Raw genomic sequence first — 24,942 nt, 5'->3', positions numbered from 1 at the left:
GTGACGGGGCGATTCAATTATGCCGGGATGTATAGTGTCAGCATGATGCGATGTAGTGGATCTTTGACTTCACGTCGTACCGGTGCTACAGAATGTAGCATGGGCAACTACTTCACCGATTATCATTGCCATTTGCTGCCAGCGCTCGATGACGGCGCCGTCGACGTGAGAGAGTCCCTGGACATGGCGCGCACGCTCTCAAGCTTCGGCTTCGCGACGGTTCACTGCACACCGCACCTGATCCGTGGAGGCTATGAGAATGATCCTCCCCGCGTCATCCGGGCCGTACAGCTCATGCAGAGGCGGCTCGACGAAGAGGGGATTTCCCTCCGCCTGGTTCCCGGCAACGAGCACTACCTGGACCAGTACCTGCCGGAGTTGCTACCGGGAGGACTGAGAGCCGGGAACTCACGCTACCTGCTGGTCGAAGTCCCCTTTCAGGCCGGGCCTGAACTGCTTCGTCCCATCGTCCAGACCTTTTCAAAACACGGCCTCGCCCCCCTCATCGCGCACCCAGAGCGCTGCCGCGCCTTCGATCCTGCTGCAAAAAAAGGGGGACTGTGGGGCGCCCTATCCCTGGCATTGGGCAAGGAATCTGAGCCAGACCTCGCTGACTCCGGGATCGTCGAGCTCAAGCGGTCGGGGTGCAGGTTCCAGGGCAACCTGGGGAGTTTCGCCGGGTACTACGGTTACGAGGTGCGCGAGCGCGCACTGCTCTTCCTGAGGCACGGCCTCTATTCCTGCCTTGGCACCGATGCCCACAGCGGCGAGAAGCTGTGGGACATGCTGGTGGCCGGGTACGCAGTGGTCGAATCGGTGCTAGGCGAAGCCGCGACCCACGACCTGCTGCGCGGTACCCAACTCGACAACGGCGCCTGACTTTCCCACCCGCTTTCTGGCTTCACGCCCGCTTCCTGGCTTCACATCCCGCCGCGCAATCTTGATCCTCCATCCCGCTAATGGTTCATCCGGAAATTTTAGGGAAGGGGCCTTTCGTCTCCCTCCCCTTACGTGAGGGGGAGGTGTCAAAGGGGGTGCTCCCAGAATCCTCCGATGAACCTCGCTAAAGCCGCATGCAAACACGCCGATACGAACAGGGATGCAGATTCAAATTCCCATCTAGAGGTGTGCGATGAGGCAATCCTCCATTTCGCGGTTCAGTGTGTTGCAGCAGATCGTTTTCCTGGCGCTGGTCTGCGTCATCGGCCTGACCTTCGTGTCCGTCACGGCGTATTCCATTATCAACCGGGTCAAGGTGAACGGGCCGATTTATAACGAACTCGTGCAGGGCAAGGACCTGGTGGCCGACATCCTGCCCCCGCCGGAGTATATCGTCGAGTCCTACCTTGTGGTGCTCCAGGCCGCGGGGGAGACCGATCCGGCCAAGATCAGGACGCTGCAGGACTCCTTCAAAAAGTTAAAGGGGGAATATGACGAGCGGCACGCCTACTGGAACAAAGAGCTCAAGGAGGGCGAGGAAAAGCAGCTCATGGTGGAGTCGTCCTACCGTCCTGCGCTGCAGTTTTACCAGGTAGCTCAAAAGGAGTTTTTCCCGGCGCTCCTTTCCGGCGATCAGGCGAGGGGCAAACAGGTGGTCGCCACGCTCTCAGGGCTCTATGACCAGCACCGCGCCAGCATCGACAAGCTGGTCAAGCTGGCCAATGCCCGCGGAGCAGCGCTCGAAAAAAGCACCGACGCCGAGCTCAGCCGCTCCATCTTGCTGCTGGTCGCGCTCTGTCTGACGGTAACTGTCGGCTGCATCATTTTGGGTGTCTTCATCATCAGGAACGTCCACCATACCTTCCTCGCGTGCACCTCCGTCATGGACAGAGTTGCCGCCGGGGACCTGTCGGTCGCGGTACAGGTTCAGGGGGGGGGTGGTGTCAGGAGCATGATGATCAGCCTCAAGACGATGGTGGAGAGGTTTAACGAGGTGATGCGGCAATTGCACGCAACTTCGGCAACCCTCGTTGGTGCTGCCGACGAGCTTTCCGCCGCCTCCGGACAGATCGCCACCAACGCGGGCAATGCTGCCACCGAGTCGGTCACCATGGCCACCGCGAGCGAGGAGATGGCGGCCACCTCGCACGAGATCTCCCGCAACTGCCAGCATGCAGCAGAAAACTCGCGCTGCACCAGTTCCATAGCCGAGACCGGTGTCACCGTGGTAGCCGGGACCATCAACGTGATGGAGCAAATCGCAGAGCGGGTCAAGGGACTGTCCGGTACCGTGGAGCAACTGGGGCAGCGCAGCGATCAGATCGGGCAGATCATCGGCACCATCGAGGATATCGCCGACCAGACCAACCTCCTGGCGCTGAATGCGGCCATCGAGGCTGCCCGCGCCGGCGAACAGGGGCGCGGCTTCGCCGTCGTCGCCGACGAGGTCCGGGCGCTCGCCGAGCGCACAACCAGGGCCACCCGCGAAATCGGGGATATGATCAAGACCATTCAGCTGGAGACAAGGGCGGTCGTCGTCGCCATGGAGGAAGGTGTTCACGAGGTAGAGGCCGGCACCAGCGAGGCCACCAAGTCGAGTGCGGCGCTGCGTGAGATCCTGGACCAGGTGAATGTCGTCGCCGGCGAGATCGTGCAGATAGCGCAGGCTGCCGAGGAGCAGACGGCCACCACCGGAATGATCAGTGGCAACATACGGCAGATCACCGATCTCGTGCAGAGCACCGCCGAAGGATCGCACCACTGCGCCGGACAGGCCGCCCAGCTCACCGTCTGTGTTAAGGATCTGGAGCAGATCATGAGTCAGTTCAAGGTAGCGGGGTAACCAGCAGGCATCGTCTGGCAGAAAGAGGGAAGGGCGGCCGTAGTCAAAGCCGCCCTTTTCGCGTGTACCTTTCGGAATCCGGACCGCAGCATCTAGGACCAGCGTTACTCCCTCCCCTTGCATTGATTCCGCAGCATGCGGCTTCACCCACCCCCCCGGCCCCCTCCCGTATCCACCTCCCCCCTCTGCCTCTGATGCGCTCCATATGCCTTAAAAAACGGCAGAACGGCCCGTGCCGTCTGCTGTTCCGCGTGTCGTATTTGCGCCAAATGTCCAGCAATTTAAGGATCTGGGGCGTTTACCGTATCCGGGAATGAAACCTGCTACCGGTAGTGGCACCACAGCGAGGTGACCCATGCCCGTCCTCAGCAGTTCCGATTTCGATGCCATCGTTCTCTCCATGAAGGTGGCGCTCACCGCGACGCTGATAAGTCTCCCTTTCGGCTTTCTCTACGCGTACCTGATGACCTTCTTCCGGTTCAGGGCCAAGGTGCTCCTCGAGGTCCTGGTGAACCTGCCGCTTACCCTTCCCCCGGTGGTCATGGGATACCTGCTCCTGCTCGCGCTGGGTAACGGTGGCTGGCTCGCCCCCCTGTTGGAGCCTCTGGGTTTGCGTCTCATTTTCACCTGGAAGGCTGCCGTGCTGGCATCCGCCCTGGTCGGCTTTCCCTTGCTGGTGCGTTCCATCCGCATCGCCATGGAATCCATCGACCCTCGTCTCGTCCAGGCCTCGCGGACCCTGGGCGCCAGCTCCCTCGATTCGCTGGCGACCGTGATCCTCCCCCTGTCCCGCACCGGCATCGTCGCCGGCTCCTCGCTCATGTTCGCGCGCAGCATGGGGGAGTTTGGCGCCACCATCATCGTTGCAGGGAGCATACCCGGGGTCACCCGGACCATACCGCTGGCCATCTACGATTATGCCGGGGCGCCGGGCGAGGAGCGGGCGGCGCTGCTCCTGTGCGGTATCGCGATCGCCATTTCCACGGTTGTGCTTTTGGTTCACGAGAGTCTCGCCAGGAAGCTTGGGAGGAAATGATGGAACTGCATATGGAGGTATCCAAGAGTTACGGCGGCGCCTTCGATCTCAAGACCGGCTTCCGGGTGGCGGGGGAGCAGATAGGTGTGTTCGGTGCTTCCGGCAGCGGCAAATCGACGCTGGTCAGCCTCATCGCCGGCCTCCTCGCCCCGGACGAGGGAGAGATTCTGCTCGACGGCGATTGCCTCTTCAGCAGCGAGCGCGGCATCAATCTCCCGCCGCAGGAGCGTAGAATCGCGATCGTGTTCCAAGACAGCTGCCTGTTCCCGCATCTCACCGTGGAGGCGAATCTCCTCTACGGCTACCGGCGCTGCCCGGCCCGGCAACGGCGCATCGACGTGAAGAGCCTCGTTTCAGTCCTCAAGCTGGACGGATTCCTCGACCGCTGCGTGAACCGGCTCTCCGGAGGGGAGAAGCAGCGGGTTGCGCTGGGGCGGGCGATCTTGTCCAACCCCCGCCTGCTCCTCATGGACGAGTCCCTCTCCGCGCTGGACGACGGTCTCAAATTGCAGATCATCCATTACTTGAAACGAGCCAGTGAAAAATTCGGTATTCCCTACATTTTCATCTCGCATTCGCTCCTGGAGATACGGCTTCTGACGGACCAGGTGCTGGCGATGGGGGGAGGGAGAGTGCTGGGGCAGACCACGCCCGAGCAGCTGGCGCGCGACCGGATGGGGCAGAGCCAGGTGGGTTACATCAACCTTTTGCAGGTGGAGAAGCTGCGCAAGATGGGGGGGCTGTACGTGTACCGGTGGGGGATGGAGGAGATCTTCGTCTCGGCGGGGAACGACGAGCCGATGGCGGTATTGGAGCTTTCCTCCAGGGACATCATCCTGTTCACAAGGCACCCCGAGGCGGTCAGCGCCCGCAACCTCCTGAAGTGCACCGTGATGGATACCTTCCCGTCGGGAAACAAGGTGGGGGTGGAGTTGCGCTGCGGCCATGAGACCCTGATCGCGGAAGTGGTGGTGCAGGCTGCCGACGATCTGGCCATTCAGGCGAGAAACGAGGTGTATGCGGTGATCAAGGCGTCGTCTTTCCGGCGCCTGAGCTGAGTTCGAGGGAGCGCCTACAGGATCCACCCCCCTCCGACAACCGTATCTCCGTCGTAGAGGACCACCGCCTGTCCGGGGGTGACGCCGGTCTGCGGCGTGTCGAATTCCACCCGGAGTCTGCCGTCCTTGCACAACTCGGCGTGGCACGGCACCGGCTGCTGCCGGTAGCGGATGCTGCAGGTACCGCGGAAACAGCCGGAAATGGGCGCGTTGGTCCAGGTGAGCTGGTCCGCGAGCAGCGACGTTCTCTCCAGCTCCTCCTTGGGGCCGACCACCACCCGCGCGTTGGCCGTGTCGATCGCGGTAACGTAAAGCGGCTCCTTCCAGGCGATGCCGAGGCCGCGCCGCTGCCCCACGGTGTACCTGTGGATGCCGTCGTGGAGCCCGAGCCTGTTGCCGTCGCGGTCCACGATCTCTCCGGCGCGGGGGGCGACGCCACTCTCTTCCAGGAAGCGGATGTAGTCGTTGTCGGGGATGAAGCAGATCTCCTGGCTTTCCTGCTTTTGCGCCACCGGGAGGTTAAAGTGCGCGGCGAGCTGGCGCACCTCGGGCTTCTCCAGGTGCCCCACCGGAAAGATGGTGCGGGCCAGCTGCTGCTGGTTCATGCCGAACAGGAAGTAGGTCTGGTCCTTGCGGGGATCAAGCCCCTTGCGCAGGCGGTAGATCCCGCAGGCGTCGGCCTCAATGCGGGCGTAGTGCCCGGTGGCGAGGAGGTCGGCGTCAAAGGAGGCGGTCATCTCCAGAAGCAGGCCGAATTTGATCCTCTCGTTGCAGCGGGCGCAGGGGTTCGGGGTCCTGCCGGCGCGGTACTCGGAGACGAAATCGTCGATCACCAGCTCCTGGAAGCGTTGGCGCAGGTCCACCACCTGGAAGGGGATCCCCAGCCGCTTCGCGACCCGGGCGGCGTCCATGACGTCGGTGAGCGAGCAGCAGGTTTTACCGCCGGACGGCGTCTTTTCGGGGCGCTCGTAGAGCTGGAGCGATACGCCGATGACGTCGTGCCCCTGCTCCTTGAGAAGAGCGGCGGTCACCGATGAATCGACGCCGCCGCTCATTGCCACAACTACACGTTTCTTATCAGACATTCTTTTTCCGTTCATTCGGACATCGTTCGCTCCCTCTCCCCCTGGGAGAGGGTTGGGGTGAGGGTGTCGTTCACTCCCTCTCCCCCTGGGAGAGGGTTGGGGTGAGGGCGTCGCGGTAGGCGAAGTGACCTATCTCCGTTGCCCAGCCCTCACCCGCCCTCCGGGCACCCTCTCCCGGAGGGCGAGGGAATGGATAGTTAAATCATCCGCAGGCGCATCGGCGAAGGTGGAATTTACTCTTCGCCCTTCTCCAGCGTCAGGACGTAGTAGCCGTCCCTTTCCTGCAGGCCGAGCAGCTTGTGCCCTTCGTCCTTCAGGCTTCTCGGCACGTTTTTGACCGGCTCGCCGTCATCGAGGAGAAACTCGACGGTGGTCCCCGCCTCGATGTCCTCCAGTTCCAGCTTGGCCATCACGAAATTGGTGGGGCAGGTGACGCCCCTGAGATCGATGCTTTGCATGTTGTTACCTCTCGCTTTTTTTTAAGCCTGCACCCCGGGAAGCGGCAGCTGGGTCTGGACCACTTGCGGCGCGATGGTTTCCTTCACCACGTACTCCGGGAAGTCGACGCGCAGGCGCTCCAGCAGCGACTGCCATCCCTCGCGGATGATGATGTCGCCCAGACGCACGCGCCCGGCACCCTCCGCCTTCTCCTGGTACCAGGAGAGGACTGTCGCGATGAACTCCACCACGCGCTCCTCTGGGACGAATGTCGCGTAGAGGGTCCCGACCAGGGGACGGCGCCCCCATTTGCCGCCGATGCGGACCGTGTACCCCTTCTTCTCGGCGCTCCAGGCCCCGGTCGGGCAGACCTTGATGCAGTCGCCGCAGTAGATGCACTTCGCGGCATCAAAGACCGGCTTGTTGCCGGCACCCATGGAGAGGGCCCCCTCGGTGCAGGATTTCGCGCACAGGCCGCAACTGATGCAGCCGTCTGCGTCGAGTTTGGGCCAAACCGCGCCCTGGAAGCCGACGTCGTTGATGGCCGACTTGGGGCAGTCGAAGGGGCAGCCGGCGAAGCAGACCTTGAACTTGTGGTGCCCCGTGGCGGTCCCGAACAGCTTCTGGTCCACGTCCAGCGCGGATTTCTGCGTGTCCACCAGGCCGTTGGGGTTGTACTCGCAGCCGCCGCAGGCGGTCGGGACGCGCACGCGGGCGCCGCAGGAGGCGACCTTCTGCTGTTCCTCGCCCAGTTCGGCGACCACGGCGTCGAAGTCGGCGAAGTTGATGTTGATCAGCTCGATGGACTGGCGCACCGACAAGTGCACGTATCCCTTGCCGTATTTCTGCGCCACGGCTGCGATCCTGGACAGGCGGTCCACGCTCATCCTGCCGCCGGGCACGCGCAGGCGTACCGTGAACAGGTCCTTGCCGCGCTCCTTGATGAAGCCGCCGGCCTTCAGGTTTTTCAGATCGACTTTCTGCTCTGCCACGTTTCTCTCCTAAGGGTAAAAGACAAAAAGATTCACAGGGATAAAGGGGATAAAAGGGATAAAACCAAAGATCTGAAGAGTTATTGGGTTTAACCAGCCTTTTTGCCGTTATCCCCTGTATCCCTTTTATCCCTGTTAAATGATGTTGATTTCCACCGGTTCGACCACCCCCGCCGCGATCCTGAACGCCTTCGCCACCGGCTCTTCCCGGTTTTCCAGCGACACGATCAGGTGGCACACGTTGGGTGTCAGGGCGAGGCGGATATCCTCCTGCGAGGGGCGAGCGGGGGATTCCGGGTGGGAATGATAGATGACCAGCATCTCCTCGCCGGCGGCACGCATCGCCTTCACCACCGCGAACTGCTCCTTCGGGTCCATCATGAAGTGCTCGTTGCTCGCGTCCGTGTTGGTCATCGGGTAGCGGCTCGCGACGCGGTTTCCCGTCCCCCCCATGATGCCGCACACTTCGAGCTGGAACCCTTCCTGCGCCTGCGTGATGACCGCGTCCAGTATCTCCCGGGGGATCTCCAGCATGTCAGTGCCCCAGGTCGCAGACGGTCATGGCGTCCAACTCGTCCTTCAGTTCGGTGATGGTGGGGTTCTCGCCGCAGATCGGGCATTTCGGGTTTTTCCTGATGGGAACCTCCCTGAAGCGCATGCGGAGCGCGCTGTAGGTGAGCAGACGGCCATGCAGGAGGTCCCCGGCGCCGAGCAGGAACTTGATCGCTTCGGTGGCCTGCAGGGTGCCGATAACGCCGGGGAGAACGCCGATTACCCCGGCCCGCGAGCAGGTCGGGATCACGTCTTTGGGCGGCGGCTCCGGGAAGATGCAGCGGTAGCACGGAGACTCGCCAGGGGCCACGGTGAAGGTCTGTCCGTCGAACTGCAGGATGCCGCCGTGGGAGTAGGGTTTGCCTGCCAGGACGCAGGCGTCGTTGATCAGGAACTTCGCCGCGAAATTGTCGGTGCCGTCAATGACGAAGTCGTAGTCGGCGATCATCGACATGATGTTCCCGGCGCTGACCCAGGTCTCGTAGGTGACCACGTTCAGTTCCGGGTTGATGGCAAGCATCTTCTCCTTCGCTGAAAGCACCTTCGCCTTGCCCACGTCGGGGGTGCTGTGGATGATCTGACGCTGCAGGTTGGAGAGGTCGACCTGGTCGGCATCCGCGATGCCGATGGTCCCCACCCCGGCGGCGGCCAGGTACAGCGCGATGGGGGAGCCCAGGCCTCCAGCGCCGATCACCAGCACCCGGCCGTTCATCAGTTTCAGCTGCCCCTTTCCCCCGACCTCCTTGAGAAGGATGTGCCGCGAGTAGCGGTTAATCTGCTCTTCGGTGAGCTTCACTATCTACCTCCGCCCATGAAATAAAGAAATTCGACGCTGTCGCCGTCCTTGACCGTGGTGGCCTCGAACTCGCCGCGATCCATGATGTCTCCGTTTACTTCCACGGTGACATACTCACGCTGCTCGACCTGCAACGCTTTGAGCAGGATGGTGATGGAGACGGGGGTCTCCCCGTCGATGGTGGCGGGTTTACCGTTCACTGTCAGATTCATTAGATGCGCTCCTCGTTTAGTAGCATAGATGATTGGTAAAGAACAGCCTTAAACCCGGTCCAGTGCGGCACGGAAATCCTCCACGATATCTGCCGGATCCTCGATCCCAACCGAGACCCGGACCAGTTCCTCGCTTACCCCCATGAGCGCTTTCACCTCAGGGGTGTAGTCGGCGCAGATGGTGCTGGCCGGGTGGATCACCAGGGTCTTGGTGTCACCGATGTTGGCGAGATTCTTGGCGAGCCTGAGCGCGTTGATCAGCCGGAACGCCGCGGGCTTGTCGGCGAGGCCGAAGGTAAGCAGCCCGCCGAAGCGGCCGCCGAACTGGCGCCCGGCCACCTCGTGAAACGGAGAGTCAGGAAGTCCCGGGTAGTTGACCCAGGCCACTTTCGGGTGGGCCTTAAGAAAGCGCGCCAGTGCGAGTGCGTTGGAGCAGTGGCGTTCCATCCTGAGGGCGAGCGTGTCGAGCCCTTCTCCGGACAAAAAGGCGTTGAGAGGGGCGGCGCAGGCGCCGAAATCCTTGTGGATCAGTTTTCTCACCCGAGCCGTGAAGGCGAAGTTGCGGTACTTGCGATGAAACGGCTCGAAATGGGGAAACTTCTCGCTGTGCCAGTCGAAGCTCCCCGTGTCGACGATAGCGCCGCCGATGGAGTTGGCGGTGCCGTTTATATACTTGCTGGTCGAATGGATGATGATGTCCGCGCCCAGGTCCCGCATCCGCGCCAGGTACGGTGTGGAAACAGTGGCATCGACCATGAGCGGAATGCCGTACTTCCTGGAGACCGCCGAAAACGCCGCGATATCGGGAATATCCATCTTCGGGTTGCCGATGGTCTCGACGAAGATGAGGCGGGTGCTTTCGTTGACCCCGGCTTCCAGCGCGCCCAGGTCGGTGGGATCGAAAAAGCGCGTCTTGATGCCGTAGTTGGCAAGCGTGTCGTGGAACAGCGAGTAGGTGCCGCCAAAAAGGGACGCCGAGGAAAGTATCTCGTCCCCGTTTCTCACCACGGCCATGACCGCGGTGGTGATGGCGGACATACCCGAAGAGGTGATCACAGCTGCTATGCCGTTCTCGATCACCGCCAGCCGTTTTTCAAGCCCCTCCAGGGTCGGGTTTCCGATCCTCGTGTAGACCTGGCCGACCGCCCTCCCTTTGAAGACGTCCTCCAGTTCCTCGGCTGTCTGGTAGGCGAAGGCCGACGCCTGTACGATGGCGGACTTGGTGGCGCCGGACGGACCGGGCACGATCCCTCCGTGGATAAGTTTTGTGTCGAATCCAAGTTCCTTTTCCGCCTCTGCCACATCTCCTCCGTTTGACAGCACAGGGTGTGCCTGCACAACATTGATGCTGCTCTCATGTCATTCGATTGCGGGGAGGGTAGTTTTTGAAACTCAATTTGTCAAGAAATAAATATGTATTGTCACAGTTGGCAGCTGTTGTATGCGGCGTGGCATTTTTTGGCAAAGACGTGGCTATTGCCATCTGGAACCTCTGCTCGCGCATCGGCAGTTGACATGAAGCAAAATGGCCATCTACTGGCGGTTTAGATCGTGTAGTTGATCTTGTAACTGTGATGTTTGATTCCGCTGCGCGGGCGTTAATTGACGTGACAGTGCGTGAATTGCAGGCGGGATACGTCGGGGCGGCACGGCGGACGTAAAGGGGGAGGTCGCCTGCTGGATAGAGACCGAGAGGCGCCTTTTTGCTTCAAAACACATCAGCGGAATCAAGTACGCAAATAAAATAGTTGACAATGTTGCAGGTTAAATATAAAAATGTCCAAAACGAAGAGGAATTGCCGACTATTTAGCAGATGTTATCGTTGGCCTGGCCAACGAAAGGCAACCCACCGAAAGGAGAACAACCACCATGTCCCGTATCTACCAAGATAACTCCCAATCCATTGGCAACACACCGCTGGTGCGGCTGAATCATGTGACCAAGGGGGCCAAGGCCACCGTCCTCGCCAAGGTCGAAGGGCGCAACCCTGCCTACTCGGTGAAGTGCCGTATCGGCGCCAACATGATCTGGGACGCCGAGGAACGTGGCGTGTTGAAACCCGGGGTCGAGATCGTCGAGCCGACCAGCGGCAACACCGGCATCGCTCTCGCTTACGTCGCCGCCGCGCGCGGCTACAAGCTGACCCTGACCATGCCGGAAACCATGAGCATCGAGCGCCGCCGGGTGCTGGCCGCCCTGGGGGCAAACCTGATCCTCACCCCCGGTTCCGCCGGGATGAAGGGCGCCGTAGCCAAGGCGGAGGAGATCGCGGCTTCCGATCCTGCGCGCTACTTCCTGCCGCAGCAGTTCAAGAACCCCGCGAACCCCGCTATTCATGAAAAGACCACCGGCCCCGAGATCTGGGCCGATACCGACGGAGCCGTCGACGTCATCGTTTCCGGCGTCGGAACCGGCGGCACCATCTCCGGTATCTCTCGTTACCTCAAGCACACCAAGGGGAAAGCGGTCATTTCGGTCGCCGTCGAGCCTAAGGAAAGCCCGGTCATCGCGCAGAAGCTCGCCGGCCAGGAGCTCAAGCCCGGTCCGCACAAGATCCAGGGCATCGGTGCCGGGTTCATCCCCGAGACCCTCGACCTCTCCCTCATCGACCGTGTCGAAGCGGTCGACAGCAACGAGGCGCTCGAGTTCGCCAAGCGTCTGACCAAGGAAGAAGGGCTCCTGGTAGGGATCTCGAGCGGTGCCGCCGTTGCCGCAGCCGTACGCCTCGCCAACCTGGACGAGTTCGCCGGCAAGATCATCGTGGTGATACTCCCGGACCTGGCCGAGCGCTATCTCTCCACGGCACTTTTCGAAGAAGCCTAGCCGTCACAACCTCGCGTCTGTCCCTCGCCCCGGGTCCCCCCCCGGGGCTTTTTTTTGCCCGCCCTCACGTTCCCCCTTTGCGAAGGGGGGACAGGGGGGATTTACCCCCGACATTCCCCGACCCCGACTCGCCCCTCCGCCGCCGCGCAACCAAAGTAGGGAAATGTTGACAGCTGCCCCTTCCACCCCTTACACTTGCCGCGCTTCATCAGCGCAAGGCGACAGGGACAGAGATGATCGGTGTCAGTACACGCCCACCCGGTGGCAAGGGGAATATCTTCACCAAATCTTTTTTCGTTTTGCTGTCCCTATCCCTGGTCGGCCTGTTCTTCACCGCGGTCCGTTTCACCAAGGGAATAGGCGCCGTCTCCAACTTGAGCGACGGCTACCCGTGGGGCATCTGGGTCGCCTACGACGTCGCCATCGGCACCGCCGTCACCTGCGGCGGCTACACGGTGGCGCTTCTCAGCTACATCATCAACCGCGGCCACTACAACACCCTTGTCAAGTCCGCCATCCTTACCAGCCTGTTCGGCTCCTTCCTGGCGGCATCCTCCATCGTGGTCGAGATCGGCCGCCCCTGGAACGCACACGGGCTCCTCTCCGCCACCAGCTGGCAACCCAGTTCCGCCTTCTTCGAGCTCGTGCTCTGCCTCTTCGGCTACCTGATCGCCCTGTGTCTGGAGTACCTTCCCAACCTGCTCGCCCTGATGGGGCGCGGCACGCCCACGGCCATGCGCACCCTGGCGCTGAACTTCCTGTTGCGCAAGGGGCTGGTGGCCTGGCAACCGGCAGGGAAGGGGAGGTGCCCGGTCGCCTTACCCCGGTTGTGGACCATCATCAACAGGGTATTGATCTGCTCCGCCACGGCCGGCATCATCCTTCCCACCATGCACCAGTCCGCGCTCGGTTCGCTGATGCTGATCGCGTCCACCAAGCTGCATCCGCTCTGGCACAGCCCGTTTCTCCCCCTGCTGTTCCTGATTAACTGCATCTATTTCGGCTATGCCATCGTCATCTTCGTTTCCGTTCTTTCCTCCTTCGTCCTGAACCGCGGTTTCCACGACTCACAGCTCGCGGCGGTGGGGCGGGTCATTCCCTGGCTCACCGCGGCATGGCTTGTGATCCGTATCGGGGACGTGATGCGCCGGGACCATCGTGGCCACGGCGATCGGCGATTTCTACTCCATCTTCTTCCTTGCCGAGTGTTTCCTTATGGGCATCGGCGCCATCCCGTTTTTCCGCGTCGGCGAAAAGCACTCCCCTCGCCGTCTGTTCATCGCCGCCGTGGTGATGCTCTCGGGGGGCGGGTTGTACCGGTTCAACGTTTACCTGATCGGGTTCAATCCGGGCAACGGCTGGCACTACTTCCCTTCTTTCGCCGAAGTGATGATCGCCGTCGGCATCGTTTCGGTGGAGATACTGGCGTATCAGTTGCTGATCAAGCTTCTGCCACCGCTTCCGGCGCAGCAGTTGCGGTATTGAGCATTGCTTTGCCTGAACTGTTTTGCTAACATGGCGCGCGGTTTAGCAAATCAACCGGACGTGGCGGTGGGAAGGGGGCTGTTGTTGAGAAAAGCGGGCTGTTTATTGGCGCTGTGGTCGTCTTTGCTGCTATTCGTGGTACCGGCCCATGCCCAGAACGATCCCCATCACCCGGGGCACATGATAGCAGGACTGGTGGTCGGGGTCAGCGAAGGGGACCGCCTCACCGTCAATTCCTACGGTACCGAAATACCCGTGCGTCTCTACGGTATCGCCGCTCCCCAAACGGCCAAGATCGACAAGTTCACCGGCTGGTACAAGCCGGGCCAGCCTTACTCGGAGGACGCCTTCCGCGCCCTGTCTCTCAAGGTGTTGCACCAGGTGGTGCGCCTCGAGATCCGCGAGACCCTTGTCTTCAAGACCGAACCCACGCAGGTCGCCGTGGCCGTCGTTTATCTGGACGACCGCAACATCAACCTCGAGATGCTCAACGACGGCTGGGCCTGGGCATATCGCAGGCTTCTCACCAGGGGGGATCACCCCCACTACATCGGGATCGAGCGGATGGCTCGCGCCAGGCGCAGCGGCCTCTGGATCCAGGACAACCCACAGCCCCCCTGGGAGTTCAAGCCGCACGTGAAGCTAAAGACCAAGCAGAACTAAGCCCCGCCGCCACCCCAAGCGACAGTACGCCGGGGATTCCCTGGTGTTCATTGTCCATCCTCCTTCTCGCACCACGTTTACAACGAAATAGAATAAAATGGTTGCCGCCAGCGCCGGTTAGTCCGGGGGGCGCCATGCCGCAGGCATAAAGTCCCTTCGCCATTAGACTTAGTTCAATCTCTGCCACCGTCTGCTTCCGAAGAAAACTCGCCCTGTCTCAAAACGAGACGTTTTTTCTGTTCCAAAAAATGACGCTTGTTAGATATAGTGACACTGTTCGCCCCTCCTCCCGGGGACTGTTCCAAATCGAGCCACTTTTTTTCGCAGATCGTAAAAAGCCGTCTCATTGTTTTGTATTCAAGGTATTACCAGCGGTCCTCATTAGAGATCCCGTCCCGCCTGCGTCCCTTTGAGCCGGATTTGGTACCGATCTTGCCTGTGTATACGTTATCCGTGGGTGCAGGCAGGCCCGTGGCGACAATCAGTTTCAGGAGTCACAGAGATGGAAATAAGCAAGTTCGTTGCACCCGAAATCATATTCGGCAGGGGCTCTCTGAGCCAGATCGGCGAGAGCGTCGTGCGCCTTGGCGTTTCCAAGGTGTTCCTGGTCAGCGATGACGACGTCATATCCGCCGGTTGGGTGGACATCGCGGTCGACTACCTGCGTGCGGCCGGGCTCGATACTGTCATTTTCTCCAGCCTCACCACCAACCCCAAGGATTGCGAGGTCACCGAGGGCGCAGCCAAATATCTCGCCTCTGGGTGTGACGGCATCGTCTCGGTCGGCGGCGGCAGCCCGACCGACGTGGCCAAGGCCATCGCCACCATAGCCTCCAACGGGGGGAGACTGAAGGACTACGAAGGGATCAACAAGATCTCCACGCCGCTTCCGCCCATGGTCATCGTTCCGTCGACGGCCGGGGCGGGGTCGGAGGTGAGCCAGTTCACCATCATCGTGGACACCGACCGGAAGCTGAAGATGTCCATTATCTCCCGCTCCCTCATCCCGGACATCGCCATCGTCGATCCGGAACTGCTCAAGACCAAGGATGCCAAGCTCGCGGCCGCCACCGGGGTCGACGCGCTCACCCACGGGATAGAATCATATGTCTCGCTAGCCGCGACGCCCCTCACCGACATCCACGCGCTCAAGGCCATCCAGCTCATCTCAAGGAACCTGAGGAGGGCTGTCGCCGAGAGAAGCGACATGGAGGCCAACACCAACATGGCCATGGCGAGCCTCACCGCCGGCCTCGCCTTTTCCAACGCCATCCTCGGCGCCGCCCACGCCATGACGCACCAGGTCGACGGGCTCCTCGACCAGCACCATGGCGAGACCAACGCCTCCATCCTGCCGCACGTGATGCGCTTCAACCTGCAGGCGTGCCCGGAGCGGTTCCGTGACATCGCCGTTGCCATGGGGGAAGACGTCGCAGGGCTTGAGCTTGAGGAGGCGGCCGGGCGCTCCATCGAGGCGGTGCAGCGCCTGATCGAGGATATCGGGCTCGCCAAGGGGCTCTCGGAGCTCGGGCTCAAGGAGGAATTCATCCCGCTTTTGAGTGAGAACGCCACCAAGGACGCCTGCCTGGTCACCAACCCGCGCTACGCAACCCGCGAACAGATCGAGCAGATCTACCGCAATGCCATGTAGGCCTGGGGCCACAAAGGAAGTGCCGTGAAAAACAGGGGCAAACTCCTCGAACAGCTGACGGGTGTCGACTCTTCGAAGCTCAACTACTACGTGGAGCTCAAGAAGAGGAACCAGGACGTGCTGAAACAAAACAGCCGTCTGGAGATCCTGCAGCAGCTCACCCGCGACATCAATATCGACATGTCCATCGGCGACATCATCGAGAGGGCCTTCCGCAAGCTCCCCGAGGCGCTTCCCTGCGACTTCCTCGCGCTCGCGAAGCTCACCGAAGGGAAGCTCAAGCTGATCGCCGTTGCCCCCCGCGACTTCACCGACCTTGGCTACATCCCGAAGCAGTCCATCCTCTGGAACGCGTTCCGGGACAAGGGGGCCACCAGCTACAACCCGATGCAGGATCCGCTCTGCCTGGCCCAGGCGACGAAGAAACACGCCGAGCCGCTGCGCTCCCTCGCCGCCGCGCCCCTGTTCGAGCGTTCCTCGGTGACCGGCCTTTTGCTCTTGGGGAGCACCATCGACGCGGCCTACGAGCGGGCCGAGCTGAACTTCGTGCAGCACCTGGCCGACCAGCTCGCCATCAGCATGCAGAACGCGCGGCTGTACAAGCAGGTCTCTCGGGCCAAGAAGGAGTGGGAAGCGACCTTCCGCGCCGTGACCGATCCCATCTTCCTCATCGACACCGAATACAACGTGCTGCTGCACAACGGTCAGCTCCCCCCCGGCATGAGCGACACCTTCAACCAGGCCATCAGCAACAAGTGCTTCGCCAAGCTCCGGGGAGGGACCGGCCCCTGCAAGAACTGCCCGATCCAGGAGATCAAGGAGACCGGAAAGCCGGTATTCCAGCAGTGGCATACCCCCGAGGGGGAGTTTCTGGACCTCTCCTACTACCCCGTCTTCAACGAGGATAAGCAGCTCGCCGCCGTCACCATCATCATGAAGGATGTGACCAAGAAGCTGAAGATGGAGGCGCAACTGGTGCAGTCCGCCAAGATGGTGGCGCTGGGGGTGATGGCGGCGGGCGTCGCCCACGAGCTGAACAGCCCGATGACCGTGATCATCGGAACGGCGCAGATGCTCGCCCGCGACCTGCAGGGGGAGGAGGATTCGGAGCATGGCGAGGCGCTCTCCGACATCATCAATTGCGGGCTGCGCTGCAAGCGCATCATCCAGAACCTCCTTACCTTCTCGCGCCAGGACCAGGCTCCCTTCTCGCCGGTGGATCTGAACGCGGAGGCCGAGCGGGTCCTGGACATGATCCAGTACCAGATCAACCGCAGCCAGATCGCCATCTTCGAGCACTTCGACCGCGACCTGCCGAGGATCAACGCCAACGGCCCGCAGATCCAGCAGGTGTTGACCAATTTCCTCATCAACGCGCGCGATGCCCTCACCGAGGTCGACGGCAAGGAGAAGGTCATCGAGGTGGCCACCTCGCTTCGGAGCGAGGGGGGGCAACGCTGGGCCGTCCTGAGTGTCAGCGACAACGGCGTCGGCATCGCGCCCGAGAACGTCTCGAAGATCTTCACGCCGTTTTACACCAGCAAGGAGGCCAGCAAGGGGACCGGGCTCGGTCTCTCGGTCAGTCTGGGTATCGCCGAGTCGCACCACGGCACCATCGAGGTGGAGAGCACCTTGGGGCAGGGGAGCTGTTTCAGCCTCGTCCTGCCGGTAGATGAAAGTAACGACAAGTAGTCGGGGGCAGGCCGTGACAGAATCGCAAACGCAAATACTGATAATCGATGACGAGAGGGACGTGTGCACCTTTTTCCGCCGCCTGCTGACGCGCAGGGGGTACCAGGTGGTCACCGCGGCCAACGAGCCCGAGGCCCTGGCCGCGCTGGAGGCGGGGCGCTTCAGCGTCGCCCTTGTCGACCTGAAGCTTCCGGACACGGACGGCATAACGCTTCTTGAGATCATCAAGTCGAGGCAGCCCTCCTGCGAGGTGATCATCATGACCGGCTACTCGACGGTCAAGACGGCGGTGACCGCCATGCAGCTGGGCGCCTACGAGTACCTGGAAAAACCCTTCGATGACATCGACCAGATCGAGCAGATGATCGAAAGGGCCGCCGGGGCGGGCGCCGTGCACGGCAGGGGGGGCGCAGCCGCAGACGAGTGGGCCGAGGTGGCCCAGGGGGTCGGCTTCCGCGTTGGCGTCTCCCCCCCGATGAAGCGGATGGTTTCGCTGGCCTACAAAGTGGCGGGGAAGGATATATCCGTCCTGATCCAGGGGAAGACCGGCACCGGCAAGGAGGTGCTGGCCCGCTTCATCCACGCCGCATCCGCGCGGGCCGGGCAGCCCTTCATCCCGGTCAACTGCGGTGCGCTTCCCGAGAACCTTCTCGAAAGTGAACTCTTCGGCCACGAGAAGGGGGCCTTCACCGGCGCCAACCAGACCCGGCGCGGCATCTTCGAGCTCGCCAACAACGGGACCCTCCTTCTGGACGAGATCGGGGACGCCACGCCCCAGATCCAGGTGAAGCTCCTGCGCGTGCTGGAAACCGGCGAGTTCATGAGGGTAGGGGGGGAGCGCCCCATTAAGACCGACGTCCGTGTCATCGCCGCCACAAACGTCGACCTGGAGCAGGCCATCAGGGAGAAGACCTTCCGCGAGGATCTTTTTTACCGGCTCAACGTGGTCCGCCTGGAGATACCGTCGCTTGCCGAGCGTCACGAGGACATCCCGCTTCTGGCCGAGCACTTCGTGCAGCAGTTGAACCGCGACCTGAGGCTTTCCCCCGGCACCGTGCGTCTGCTGCAGGGGTACTCCTGGCCGGGGAACATCCGCGAGCTCGCCAACGTGATGCGCCGCGCCGTGGTGATCTGTACCGGCGACACCATCCTCCCGGAGCATCTGGGGGGGACTTTCCTCGCCGGCCCTTCCGCGCCGGTGCGCTACGGTGCGCAGCCGGCCCAGCGTTATGCAGATGCCGGGCCGCTGCCGGCCGCCACCGACCTTGTCGAGCAGTGCAGAAGCTGTGACTGTCTGGAGCGGCTGGGGGCCGACGAGTTGAACGGGATGCTCGCCTCCCTGCGCCAGGCCCAGTCGAACCTCCTGGCCGTGATGCGCAAGAAGAAGATCGTACCGCCGCTGAACGCCCTGAAGGACTCCGAGGCAGAGACCATCAAGGAGGCGCTGGCGCAGTACGACGGCAACATCACCGAGGCCGCGAAGGCACTGGGGATAGCGCGCAACACCCTCTACAGGAAGATGAAGGAGCTGGAGCTGCCCGGGCGCTAGGATCCGGATCTGCATCCTTCGCCTTTCTCACACCCCTCACCGTTATCGGGGAAGTTTCCGCGAGAGCAGCGACCTCCCCTCGTTCATCATCGCTGGGCGAATATTTATTCGCCCCTACAAGGGGTGGTAACTGTTACCCCTCGATGGTGATCTCCTCCGTTTTCACAAGAGCGGCGACCTCCCCTTGTTCATCATCGCTGGGCGAATATTTATTCGCCCCTACAAGGGTCGGTAACTGTTACCCCTCGATGGTGATCTCCTTCGTTTTCACAAGAGCAGCGACCTCCGCTTGTTCATCATCGCTGGGCGAATATTTATTCGCCCCTACAGCGGGTGTTCTCTTTTGTTGCCACCCGTTCCCTTTTTTTGTATAGATATGCGGCGCATCCGTTGATGCTCACTACATCAAAAGGAGAGCTGTTGTGCAGGCAAAAGATCTGAAACGCTTCGACTCGCTTGCCGGTCCGCTCCTCGTCCGGCTGCTCCCGCGCAGGAAAAAGCCGGCCACGGCAGCGGCACCCGGCTCCGTGCTCGTCATCCGCCCCGGCGGCATCGGCGACGCCATCCTGCTCATTCCGGCGCTGCGCGCCCTGCAGGGGGCCTACCCCTCATGCCGGATCGAGATCCTCGCCGAGAAAAGAAACGCCGCCGCCTTCGACTTCTGCCCCGGGCTCCATGCCGTGTACCGCTACGACGAGCCGGGGGAACTGCGCGCCGTCCTGCGCGGCCGCTATGACCTGGTCATCGACACCGAACAGTGGTACCGGCTTTCCGCCCTGGTCGCGCGCCTGGTCCGCGCCCGACGCTCCATCGGCTTCGCCACCAACGAGCGCAAGCGGCTCTTCTCCGATCCCGTCCCCTACGACATGAAGGAGTACGAGCCCTTTTCCTTCTTCAGGCTGCTGGCTCCGCTTGGGATCGAGGCGCCGGCCGGGCTTGACGTCCCGTTTCTGGAGCTGCCCCCCGCGGCGCGGGAGCGTGCCTCGCACCTGTTGGCCCGCCTCGGGGAACAGCCGTTCGCGGCGATTTTTCCTGGTGCGAGCGTGCCGCGCAAGGAGTGGGGGGGGGCGCGGTTCCGTCAGGTGGCGGCGTCGGTGGCCCTGGCGGGACACGCGGTGGTCGTCGTTGGCGGCAACGATGATGATGACGTCGCCGACGCCATCGCACGGGCGACCGGAGCGGTCAACCTTGCCGGCCGGACGAGCCTCGTCGAGACCGCGGCTGTGATCGGAGCCGCCAAGGTTCTCCTTACCGGGGACTCGGGACTCTTGCACATAGCGGCCGGTCTCGGCACGCCGGCCCTGTCGCTCTTCGGCCCGAGCGACCCGGCGAAATGGGCCCCGAAGGGGGATGGTCACCGCTTCTTCGCCTCCTCGCTTCCCTGCGCCCCCTGCGCCGCATGGGGAACCATCCCCCCCTGTGACCACCAGGGGAGCTGTATCGACGCCGATCCCGCGGAGGTGGCACGGACGCTAATTCAGATGCTTAGGGCGGAGTGAGCCGGACACCGCAACTCTCCAATGAGAAAAATTCATGTGCACGAAACAAAATCCTTGACTTTGAAATGCCGAATTGGTACAAAGTCCGAGTTCCACGAAGCAGCAACAAAACAGGCGCGTAGCTCAGGGGTAGAGCACTAGCTCGACACGCTAGGGGTCGGCGGTTCGAAACCGCCCGCGCCTACCAATCAAAAGAGACCTTCAGTACGAGGTTCGACGGAGGCATCGAGTTTCGATGCCTCTTTCTGTTTTGTCACCAGTTTTCCACAAAGGGGTCTTGCATGAACGAGATTAAGGTCACGCTTCCGGACGGTTCCCAAAGGCCCTTGCCAGCAGGCTCCTCCATCTTCGATCTGGCCGCTTCCATCGGAGCGGGTCTCGCCAAGGCTGCCATCGCCGGCAAGATCGACGGCAACCTGGTTGACCTGAACACCACGCTCGCCGACGGCGCGAAGGTCGAGATCATCACCGAGAAGAGCCCCGAGGCGCTGGAGATCATCAGGCACTCCACTTCGCACCTCATGGCCCAGGCCGTCAAGGCGCTGTTCCCGCAGGCGAAAGTGACCATCGGTCCCGCCATCGAGACCGGTTTCTACTACGACTTCGATGTCGATCATCCTTTCACCCCGGAGGACCTCGAGAAGATCGAGGCCAAGATGCGCGAGCTCGCCAAGGCCGATCTGAAGATCGAGCGTTCCGAGCTCTCCAGCGCCGAGGCGATCGAGCTGTTCAGGAAGATGGGTGAGGATTACAAGGTCGAATTGATCGAGGATCTCGGCGCCGACCAGGTCTCCCTCTACACCCAGGGCGACTTCGCCGACCTCTGCCGCGGCCCGCACCTCCCCAAGACCTCCTTCTGCAAGGCGTTCAAGCTCACCTCCATCGCCGGCGCCTACTGGCGCGGCGACGAGAAGCGCGCCATGCTGCAGCGCGTCTACGGCACCGCCTTCGCCGACAAGAAGGAACTGGAAGCCTACCTGGAGCGGATCGAGGAAGCCAAGAAGCGCGACCACAGGAAACTCGGCAAGGAGCTCGATCTCTTCTCCTTCAACGACGAGGTCGGCGCGGGCCTGGTGATCTGGCACCCCAAAGGGGCCATGCTGCGCACCATCCTCGAGGACTTCGAGCGCAAGGAACACCTGAAGCGCGGCTACGACATCGTTCTCGGTCCCCAGATCCTGAAGACCGAGCTCTGGCAGCGTTCCGGTCACTACGAGAACTACCGCGAGAACATGTACTTCACCACCGTGGACGAGCAGGGGTACGGCGTCAAGCCGATGAACTGCCTGGCCCACATGATGATCTACCGTTCGCAGCTCCGCTCCTACCGTGACCTGCCGCTGCGTTACTTCGAGCTGGGCACCGTGCATCGTCACGAGAGGGCAGGCGTTCTGCACGGGCTTCTGCGCGTGCGCGGCTTCACCCAGGACGACGCGCACATCCTGTGCACCCCGGACCAGCTCGACGCCGAGATCAAGGGTGTCATCCAGTTCGTCACCGAGGTGATGGGGATCTTCGGTTTCGAGTTCGAGATGGAGCTTTCCACCCGTCCCGAAAAGTCGATCGGCTCCGACGACGCGTGGGAACTCGCCACCAGCGCGCTCCTGAGCGCCCTGAAAGATTCCGGCCGCCCCTACGAGATCAACGAGGGGGACGGCGCCTTCTACGGCCCCAAGATCGATATCAAGCTGCGCGACGCACTTGACAGAAGATGGCAATGTGCTACTATCCAGTGCGATTTTACCCTTCCGGAGCGTTTTGACCTCACCTATGTGGACGCTGACGGTGAGAAAAAGCGTCCCGTCATGGTGCACAGGGTTATTCTTGGTGCCATCGAACGCTTCATCGGTGTCCTCATCGAGCACTTCGCCGGAAACTTCCCGACTTGGCTGGCACCTGTGCAGGCGACCGTTCTCACGGTTACCGACAATCAGATACCGTACGCCCAGGCAGCGTTCGACAAGCTGCGCGCCGCAGGCGTCAGGGTACAGAAGGATTTCAGAAACGAGAAGCTCGGCTTCAAGATCCGCGAAGCCCAGCTGCAGAAGATACCGTACATGCTCGTCGTGGGGGACAAAGAGGTCGAAGGTGGCCTGCTCGCACCCCGTTTCCGCGACGGCAAGAACCTCGATGCGATGACCCCCGAGCAGTTCATCGCGTTCATAGAAAACGAAGTCAAAACCTACAAATAGGAGGTGGCGTCATAGCTAAACCTACAGTCAACATCAATCAGACCATCAGGGCCAAAGAGGTAAGGGTAGTAGGTGCCGATAGTGAGCAGCTTGGTATTCTTCCGCTTCGCGAGGCTCTGGCGTTGGCTGAGAGTCTGCAACTGGATCTGGTAGAGGTTTCGCCGACAGCCGTCCCCCCTGTCTGCCGTATCATGGATTACGGCAAGTTCAAATACCAGCAGGCCAAGAAGCTGGCCGAGGCAAAGAAGAAACAGGTGCAGGTCGAGCTCAAAGAGGTCAAACTTCGCCCGAAGACAGACACGCACGACCTGGAGTTCAAGGTAAAGCACGTACGCCGCTTCCTCGAAGAAGGGAACAAGGCGAAGATCACCGTCGTTTTCCGCGGGCGCGAAATCACGCACCAGGAACTCGGCATGGCCGCCCTGGAAAAAGTCGCAGCAGAGCTTGCCGACATCGCGCTCGTCGAGGTGAGGCAGAAAATGGAAGGGCGCAGCATGTTCATGATCGTCGCCCCCAAAGTGAAAAAATAAACACCACCACAAAGGAGTAGTAAAACAATGCCTAAAATGAAGACCCATAGGGGCGCCGCCAAGCGTTTCAGCAAGACCGGCACAGGCAAAATCAAGATGGCTCACGCCTTCACCAGCCACATCCTGACCTCCAAGACCAGGAAGACCAAGCGCAACCTCCGCAAGAGCGGCATCGTAGCGGCTTCCGATCACAAGAACATCTGCTGCCTCATCCCCTATAAGTAACCGGGGCCAGGGACTAGGGACTAGGGGCTAGTTAAACCTGGTAACCGGGAACTAGGACCGGAGACTGAATAACACATATGACCAAGGAATAGGACGAGGCGGTGCGAAGTACGCTGTGATGTTGCCAGCCCCCAGCCCCCAGCCCTAGTCCCTGGTTTGCCGAAGTCCGAGAACCGTGAGGAAACGTCTCCCCTTGCGGATCCGGCTAATTTAAAAACCAGAAGGAGTTCGTATGCCAAGAGTAAAGCGCGGTTTTAAAGCGAGACAGAGAAGAAACAAGGTGTTGAAACTTGCCAAGGGCTACCGCGGCGCAAGGAGCAAATTGTTCAGGAGCGCCACCGAAGCGGTGGACCGCGCGCTGAACTACGCGTTCAGGGACAGAAGGGTGAAAAAGAGGGACTTCAGGGCTCTCTGGATCACCAGGATCAACGCAGCGGCGAGGATCAACGGCCTCTCCTACAGCAAACTGATCCACGGTCTCAAGCTTGCCAACGTCGAGATCGACAGGAAAGTGATGGCCGACCTGGCCGTTTCCGACCCGAAAGGTTTCGCAGCTATCGCGGCGGCAGCAAAAGCAAAATTTTAATACATACCGCGGGCATAAAGAAGAAATGGGATAGCGATGTCCCATTTCTTTTTTTTTCCGCAATAGGGCGATTGCGATGAAGGATAAACTGGAAGCACTTTTACAAGAGGCTCTCTCCGAGCTGGGTCAGGCCTCCACTGAAGAGGGGCTGCAGGAACTGAGGGTCAAGTACCTGGGCAAGAAGGGCGCGCTGACCGGCATCATGAAGGGGCTGGGGGGGCTTTCCCCCGAAGAGCGGCCGCTGGTGGGCCAGGTGGTGAACACCGTGAAGGCGAAGCTCGAGGAGGCGCTCGACGCGCGCAGCGTCGCGGTGCGCGAGGCTGCCAAGGCGCAGAGGCTCGCCGCCGAGAAGATCGACGTGACCCTTCCGGGGCGCAAGCGCCCTCTGGGCTCCAAGCACCCGATCACCCTGGTCACCGAGGAGATCTGCTCCATCTTCGCAGCGCTCGGCTTCGCCGTCGCCGAAGGCCCCGAGATCGAGCTCGATTTCTACAACTTCGAGGCGCTGAACCTTCCCAAGGATCACCCCGCGCGCGACATGCAGGACACCTTCTACTTCGGCGAGAGCGTTCTCCTGCGGACCCACACCTCCCCGGTGCAGATCCGCACCATGCTGAAGCAGCCGCCGCCGGTGCGCATCATCGCTCCCGGCACCGTGTACCGTTGCGACTCCGACGCCACCCATTCACCCATGTTCCACCAGATCGAGGGGCTCATGGTCGACAAGGGGATCACCTTCGCCGACCTGAAGGGTATCCTGACCCTGTTCATCAGCCAGCTCTTTGGCAAGGACATCGGCGTGAGGCTGCGTCCTTCCTTCTTCCCCTTCACCGAACCCTCCGCGGAAGTGGATATCGCCTGCGTCATCTGCCGCGGCAAGGGGTGCCGGGTCTGCAAGGAGACCGGCTGGCTCGAGATCCTCGGTTCCGGCATGGTCGACCCGGAGGTCTACCGTCACGTCGGCTACGACTCCGAGCAGTACACCGGGTTCGCCTTCGGCATGGGGATCGAGAGGATCGCGATGCTTAAGTACGGCATCGCCGACATGCGGCTGCTCTTCGAGAACGACCTCAGGTTCCTGAAGCAGTTTTAAAA

Annotated in this window: 23 protein-coding genes and 1 tRNA gene; 17 read left to right on the top strand and 7 right to left on the bottom strand. The window is 61.5% G+C overall.

Going from position 1 to position 24,942, the window contains the following annotated elements:
* Positions 1 to 99 precede the first annotated feature (99 nt).
* From KP001_RS06400 to modC, 4 genes are all read left to right on the top strand, one after another.
* On the top strand, positions 100 to 879 hold the full coding sequence (locus tag KP001_RS06400; RefSeq protein WP_217288705.1) for a tyrosine-protein phosphatase: 780 nt from the start codon (positions 100 to 102) through the stop codon (positions 877 to 879).
* 253 nt (positions 880 to 1,132) lie between these two features.
* Positions 1,133 to 2,782, top strand: a complete 1,650-nt coding sequence (locus tag KP001_RS06395; protein WP_239027920.1) for a HAMP domain-containing methyl-accepting chemotaxis protein — start codon at positions 1,133 to 1,135, stop codon at positions 2,780 to 2,782.
* Positions 2,783 to 3,137: 355 nt separating this feature from the next.
* Positions 3,138 to 3,818, top strand: coding sequence for a molybdate ABC transporter permease subunit (gene modB, locus KP001_RS06390; protein WP_217288704.1), 681 nt, complete (start codon positions 3,138 to 3,140; stop codon positions 3,816 to 3,818).
* Complete coding sequence (modC, locus tag KP001_RS06385; protein WP_217288703.1) at positions 3,818 to 4,876, top strand: molybdenum ABC transporter ATP-binding protein; 1,059 nt, start codon at positions 3,818 to 3,820, stop codon at positions 4,874 to 4,876. Before modB ends, modC begins: the two co-directional genes overlap by 1 nt.
* A 14-nt stretch (positions 4,877 to 4,890) precedes the next feature.
* Here modC and mnmA read toward each other — a convergent pair whose 3' ends face one another.
* The 7 genes from mnmA to KP001_RS06350 form a co-directional block, all read right to left on the bottom strand.
* The gene (gene mnmA / locus KP001_RS06380) at positions 4,891 to 5,961 is read right to left on the bottom strand and encodes a tRNA 2-thiouridine(34) synthase MnmA (RefSeq protein ID WP_217288702.1); all 1,071 of its coding nucleotides are present in this window, start codon (positions 5,959 to 5,961) and stop codon (positions 4,891 to 4,893) included.
* A 233-nt stretch (positions 5,962 to 6,194) separates the two neighbouring features.
* Entirely contained in the window at positions 6,195 to 6,419 is a 225-nt protein-coding gene (locus KP001_RS06375; RefSeq protein ID WP_217288701.1) for a sulfurtransferase TusA family protein, read from the bottom strand.
* A gap of 21 nt (positions 6,420 to 6,440) precedes the next feature.
* Entirely contained in the window at positions 6,441 to 7,391 is a 951-nt protein-coding gene (locus KP001_RS06370; RefSeq protein WP_217288700.1) for a ferredoxin-like domain-containing protein, read from the bottom strand.
* Between the two features lie 135 nt (positions 7,392 to 7,526).
* On the bottom strand, positions 7,527 to 7,925 hold the full coding sequence (locus tag KP001_RS06365; protein WP_217288699.1) for a M67 family metallopeptidase: 399 nt from the start codon (positions 7,923 to 7,925) through the stop codon (positions 7,527 to 7,529).
* Position 7,926: 1 nt separating this feature from the next.
* Positions 7,927 to 8,739 (bottom strand): HesA/MoeB/ThiF family protein, encoded by an 813-nt coding sequence (locus KP001_RS06360; RefSeq protein ID WP_217288698.1) that lies wholly within the window; start codon positions 8,737 to 8,739, stop codon positions 7,927 to 7,929.
* Positions 8,739 to 8,951, bottom strand: a complete 213-nt coding sequence (thiS, locus tag KP001_RS06355) for a sulfur carrier protein ThiS (RefSeq protein WP_217288697.1) — start codon at positions 8,949 to 8,951, stop codon at positions 8,739 to 8,741. Before thiS ends, KP001_RS06360 begins: the two co-directional genes overlap by 1 nt.
* A gap of 48 nt (positions 8,952 to 8,999) precedes the next feature.
* Positions 9,000 to 10,253, bottom strand: a complete 1,254-nt coding sequence (locus KP001_RS06350) for an O-acetylhomoserine aminocarboxypropyltransferase/cysteine synthase family protein (protein ID WP_217288696.1) — start codon at positions 10,251 to 10,253, stop codon at positions 9,000 to 9,002.
* Between the two features lie 568 nt (positions 10,254 to 10,821).
* Here KP001_RS06350 and cysK point away from each other — a divergent pair.
* The 13 genes from cysK to pheS all read left to right on the top strand — a co-directional run bounded on the left by cysK (position 10,822) and on the right by pheS (position 24,940).
* Positions 10,822 to 11,775 carry a cysteine synthase A gene (cysK, locus tag KP001_RS06345; protein ID WP_217288695.1) on the top strand — a complete coding sequence of 318 codons (954 nt, stop codon included), beginning with the start codon at positions 10,822 to 10,824 and terminating at the stop codon, positions 11,773 to 11,775.
* A gap of 233 nt (positions 11,776 to 12,008) precedes the next feature.
* Entirely contained in the window at positions 12,009 to 13,289 is a 1,281-nt protein-coding gene (gene nrfD, locus KP001_RS06340; protein ID WP_239027919.1) for an NrfD/PsrC family molybdoenzyme membrane anchor subunit, read from the top strand.
* A 55-nt stretch (positions 13,290 to 13,344) separates the two neighbouring features.
* Positions 13,345 to 13,923, top strand: a complete 579-nt coding sequence (locus KP001_RS06335) for a thermonuclease family protein (RefSeq protein ID WP_217288694.1) — start codon at positions 13,345 to 13,347, stop codon at positions 13,921 to 13,923.
* A 502-nt stretch (positions 13,924 to 14,425) separates the two neighbouring features.
* The gene (locus tag KP001_RS06330) at positions 14,426 to 15,574 is read left to right on the top strand and encodes an iron-containing alcohol dehydrogenase (protein WP_217288693.1); all 1,149 of its coding nucleotides are present in this window, start codon (positions 14,426 to 14,428) and stop codon (positions 15,572 to 15,574) included.
* A gap of 24 nt (positions 15,575 to 15,598) precedes the next feature.
* The gene (locus KP001_RS06325; RefSeq protein WP_217288692.1) at positions 15,599 to 17,266 is read left to right on the top strand and encodes an ATP-binding protein; all 1,668 of its coding nucleotides are present in this window, start codon (positions 15,599 to 15,601) and stop codon (positions 17,264 to 17,266) included.
* Positions 17,267 to 17,327: 61 nt separating this feature from the next.
* Entirely contained in the window at positions 17,328 to 18,815 is a 1,488-nt protein-coding gene (locus KP001_RS06320; protein ID WP_302467785.1) for a sigma-54-dependent transcriptional regulator, read from the top strand.
* A 422-nt stretch (positions 18,816 to 19,237) separates the two neighbouring features.
* A complete protein-coding gene (locus KP001_RS06315) occupies positions 19,238 to 20,314 on the top strand; it encodes a glycosyltransferase family 9 protein (RefSeq protein ID WP_217288690.1) in 1,077 nt (358 codons plus the stop codon).
* A gap of 112 nt (positions 20,315 to 20,426) precedes the next feature.
* Positions 20,427 to 20,501 (top strand) — tRNA-Val (locus KP001_RS06310).
* A 94-nt stretch (positions 20,502 to 20,595) separates the two neighbouring features.
* Positions 20,596 to 22,506, top strand: coding sequence for a threonine--tRNA ligase (gene thrS, locus KP001_RS06305; protein WP_217288689.1), 1,911 nt, complete (start codon positions 20,596 to 20,598; stop codon positions 22,504 to 22,506).
* A gap of 11 nt (positions 22,507 to 22,517) precedes the next feature.
* Positions 22,518 to 23,036: a translation initiation factor IF-3 gene (infC, locus tag KP001_RS06300; protein ID WP_216500734.1), complete on the top strand. Its 519-nt coding sequence runs from the start codon at positions 22,518 to 22,520 to the stop codon at positions 23,034 to 23,036.
* 27 nt (positions 23,037 to 23,063) lie between these two features.
* Positions 23,064 to 23,261, top strand: a complete 198-nt coding sequence (gene rpmI, locus KP001_RS06295; protein WP_129128247.1) for a 50S ribosomal protein L35 — start codon at positions 23,064 to 23,066, stop codon at positions 23,259 to 23,261.
* Between the two features lie 232 nt (positions 23,262 to 23,493).
* Positions 23,494 to 23,847, top strand: coding sequence for a 50S ribosomal protein L20 (rplT, locus tag KP001_RS06290; protein WP_015720525.1), 354 nt, complete (start codon positions 23,494 to 23,496; stop codon positions 23,845 to 23,847).
* 76 nt (positions 23,848 to 23,923) lie between these two features.
* Positions 23,924 to 24,940, top strand: coding sequence for a phenylalanine--tRNA ligase subunit alpha (gene pheS / locus KP001_RS06285; RefSeq protein ID WP_217288688.1), 1,017 nt, complete (start codon positions 23,924 to 23,926; stop codon positions 24,938 to 24,940).
* The last annotated feature ends 2 nt before the right edge of the window (positions 24,941 to 24,942 follow it).

It is taken from the genome of Geomonas subterranea (assembly GCF_019063845.1).
In the GTDB taxonomy this organism is placed as follows: Bacteria; Desulfobacterota; Desulfuromonadia; order Geobacterales; family Geobacteraceae; genus Geomonas; species Geomonas subterranea.
The sequence above is the reverse complement of the archived record's forward strand: the minus strand, read 5'-3'. Positions and strand labels throughout refer to the sequence as shown.

Excerpts from the sequence above, each read along its gene's own strand:
- KP001_RS06395 (WP_239027920.1), top strand. The coding sequence starts at position 1,133 with ATGAGGCAATCCTCCATTTCGCGGTTCAGTGTGTTGCAGCAGATCGTT.
- KP001_RS06365 (WP_217288699.1), bottom strand. The coding sequence starts at position 7,925 with ATGCTGGAGATCCCCCGGGAGATACTGGACGCGGTCATCACGCAGGCG.
- modB (WP_217288704.1), top strand. The coding sequence starts at position 3,138 with ATGCCCGTCCTCAGCAGTTCCGATTTCGATGCCATCGTTCTCTCCATG.
- rplT (WP_015720525.1), top strand. The coding sequence starts at position 23,494 with ATGCCAAGAGTAAAGCGCGGTTTTAAAGCGAGACAGAGAAGAAACAAG.
- KP001_RS06330 (WP_217288693.1), top strand. The coding sequence starts at position 14,426 with ATGGAAATAAGCAAGTTCGTTGCACCCGAAATCATATTCGGCAGGGGC.
- KP001_RS06400 (WP_217288705.1), top strand. The coding sequence starts at position 100 with ATGGGCAACTACTTCACCGATTATCATTGCCATTTGCTGCCAGCGCTC.
- pheS (WP_217288688.1), top strand. The coding sequence starts at position 23,924 with ATGAAGGATAAACTGGAAGCACTTTTACAAGAGGCTCTCTCCGAGCTG.
- modC (WP_217288703.1), top strand. The coding sequence starts at position 3,818 with ATGGAACTGCATATGGAGGTATCCAAGAGTTACGGCGGCGCCTTCGAT.
- rpmI (WP_129128247.1), top strand. The coding sequence starts at position 23,064 with ATGCCTAAAATGAAGACCCATAGGGGCGCCGCCAAGCGTTTCAGCAAG.
- thiS (WP_217288697.1), bottom strand. The coding sequence starts at position 8,951 with ATGAATCTGACAGTGAACGGTAAACCCGCCACCATCGACGGGGAGACC.
- KP001_RS06375 (WP_217288701.1), bottom strand. The coding sequence starts at position 6,419 with ATGCAAAGCATCGATCTCAGGGGCGTCACCTGCCCCACCAATTTCGTG.
- mnmA (WP_217288702.1), bottom strand. The coding sequence starts at position 5,961 with ATGTCTGATAAGAAACGTGTAGTTGTGGCAATGAGCGGCGGCGTCGAT.
- thrS (WP_217288689.1), top strand. The coding sequence starts at position 20,596 with ATGAACGAGATTAAGGTCACGCTTCCGGACGGTTCCCAAAGGCCCTTG.
- cysK (WP_217288695.1), top strand. The coding sequence starts at position 10,822 with ATGTCCCGTATCTACCAAGATAACTCCCAATCCATTGGCAACACACCG.
- nrfD (WP_239027919.1), top strand. The coding sequence starts at position 12,009 with ATGATCGGTGTCAGTACACGCCCACCCGGTGGCAAGGGGAATATCTTC.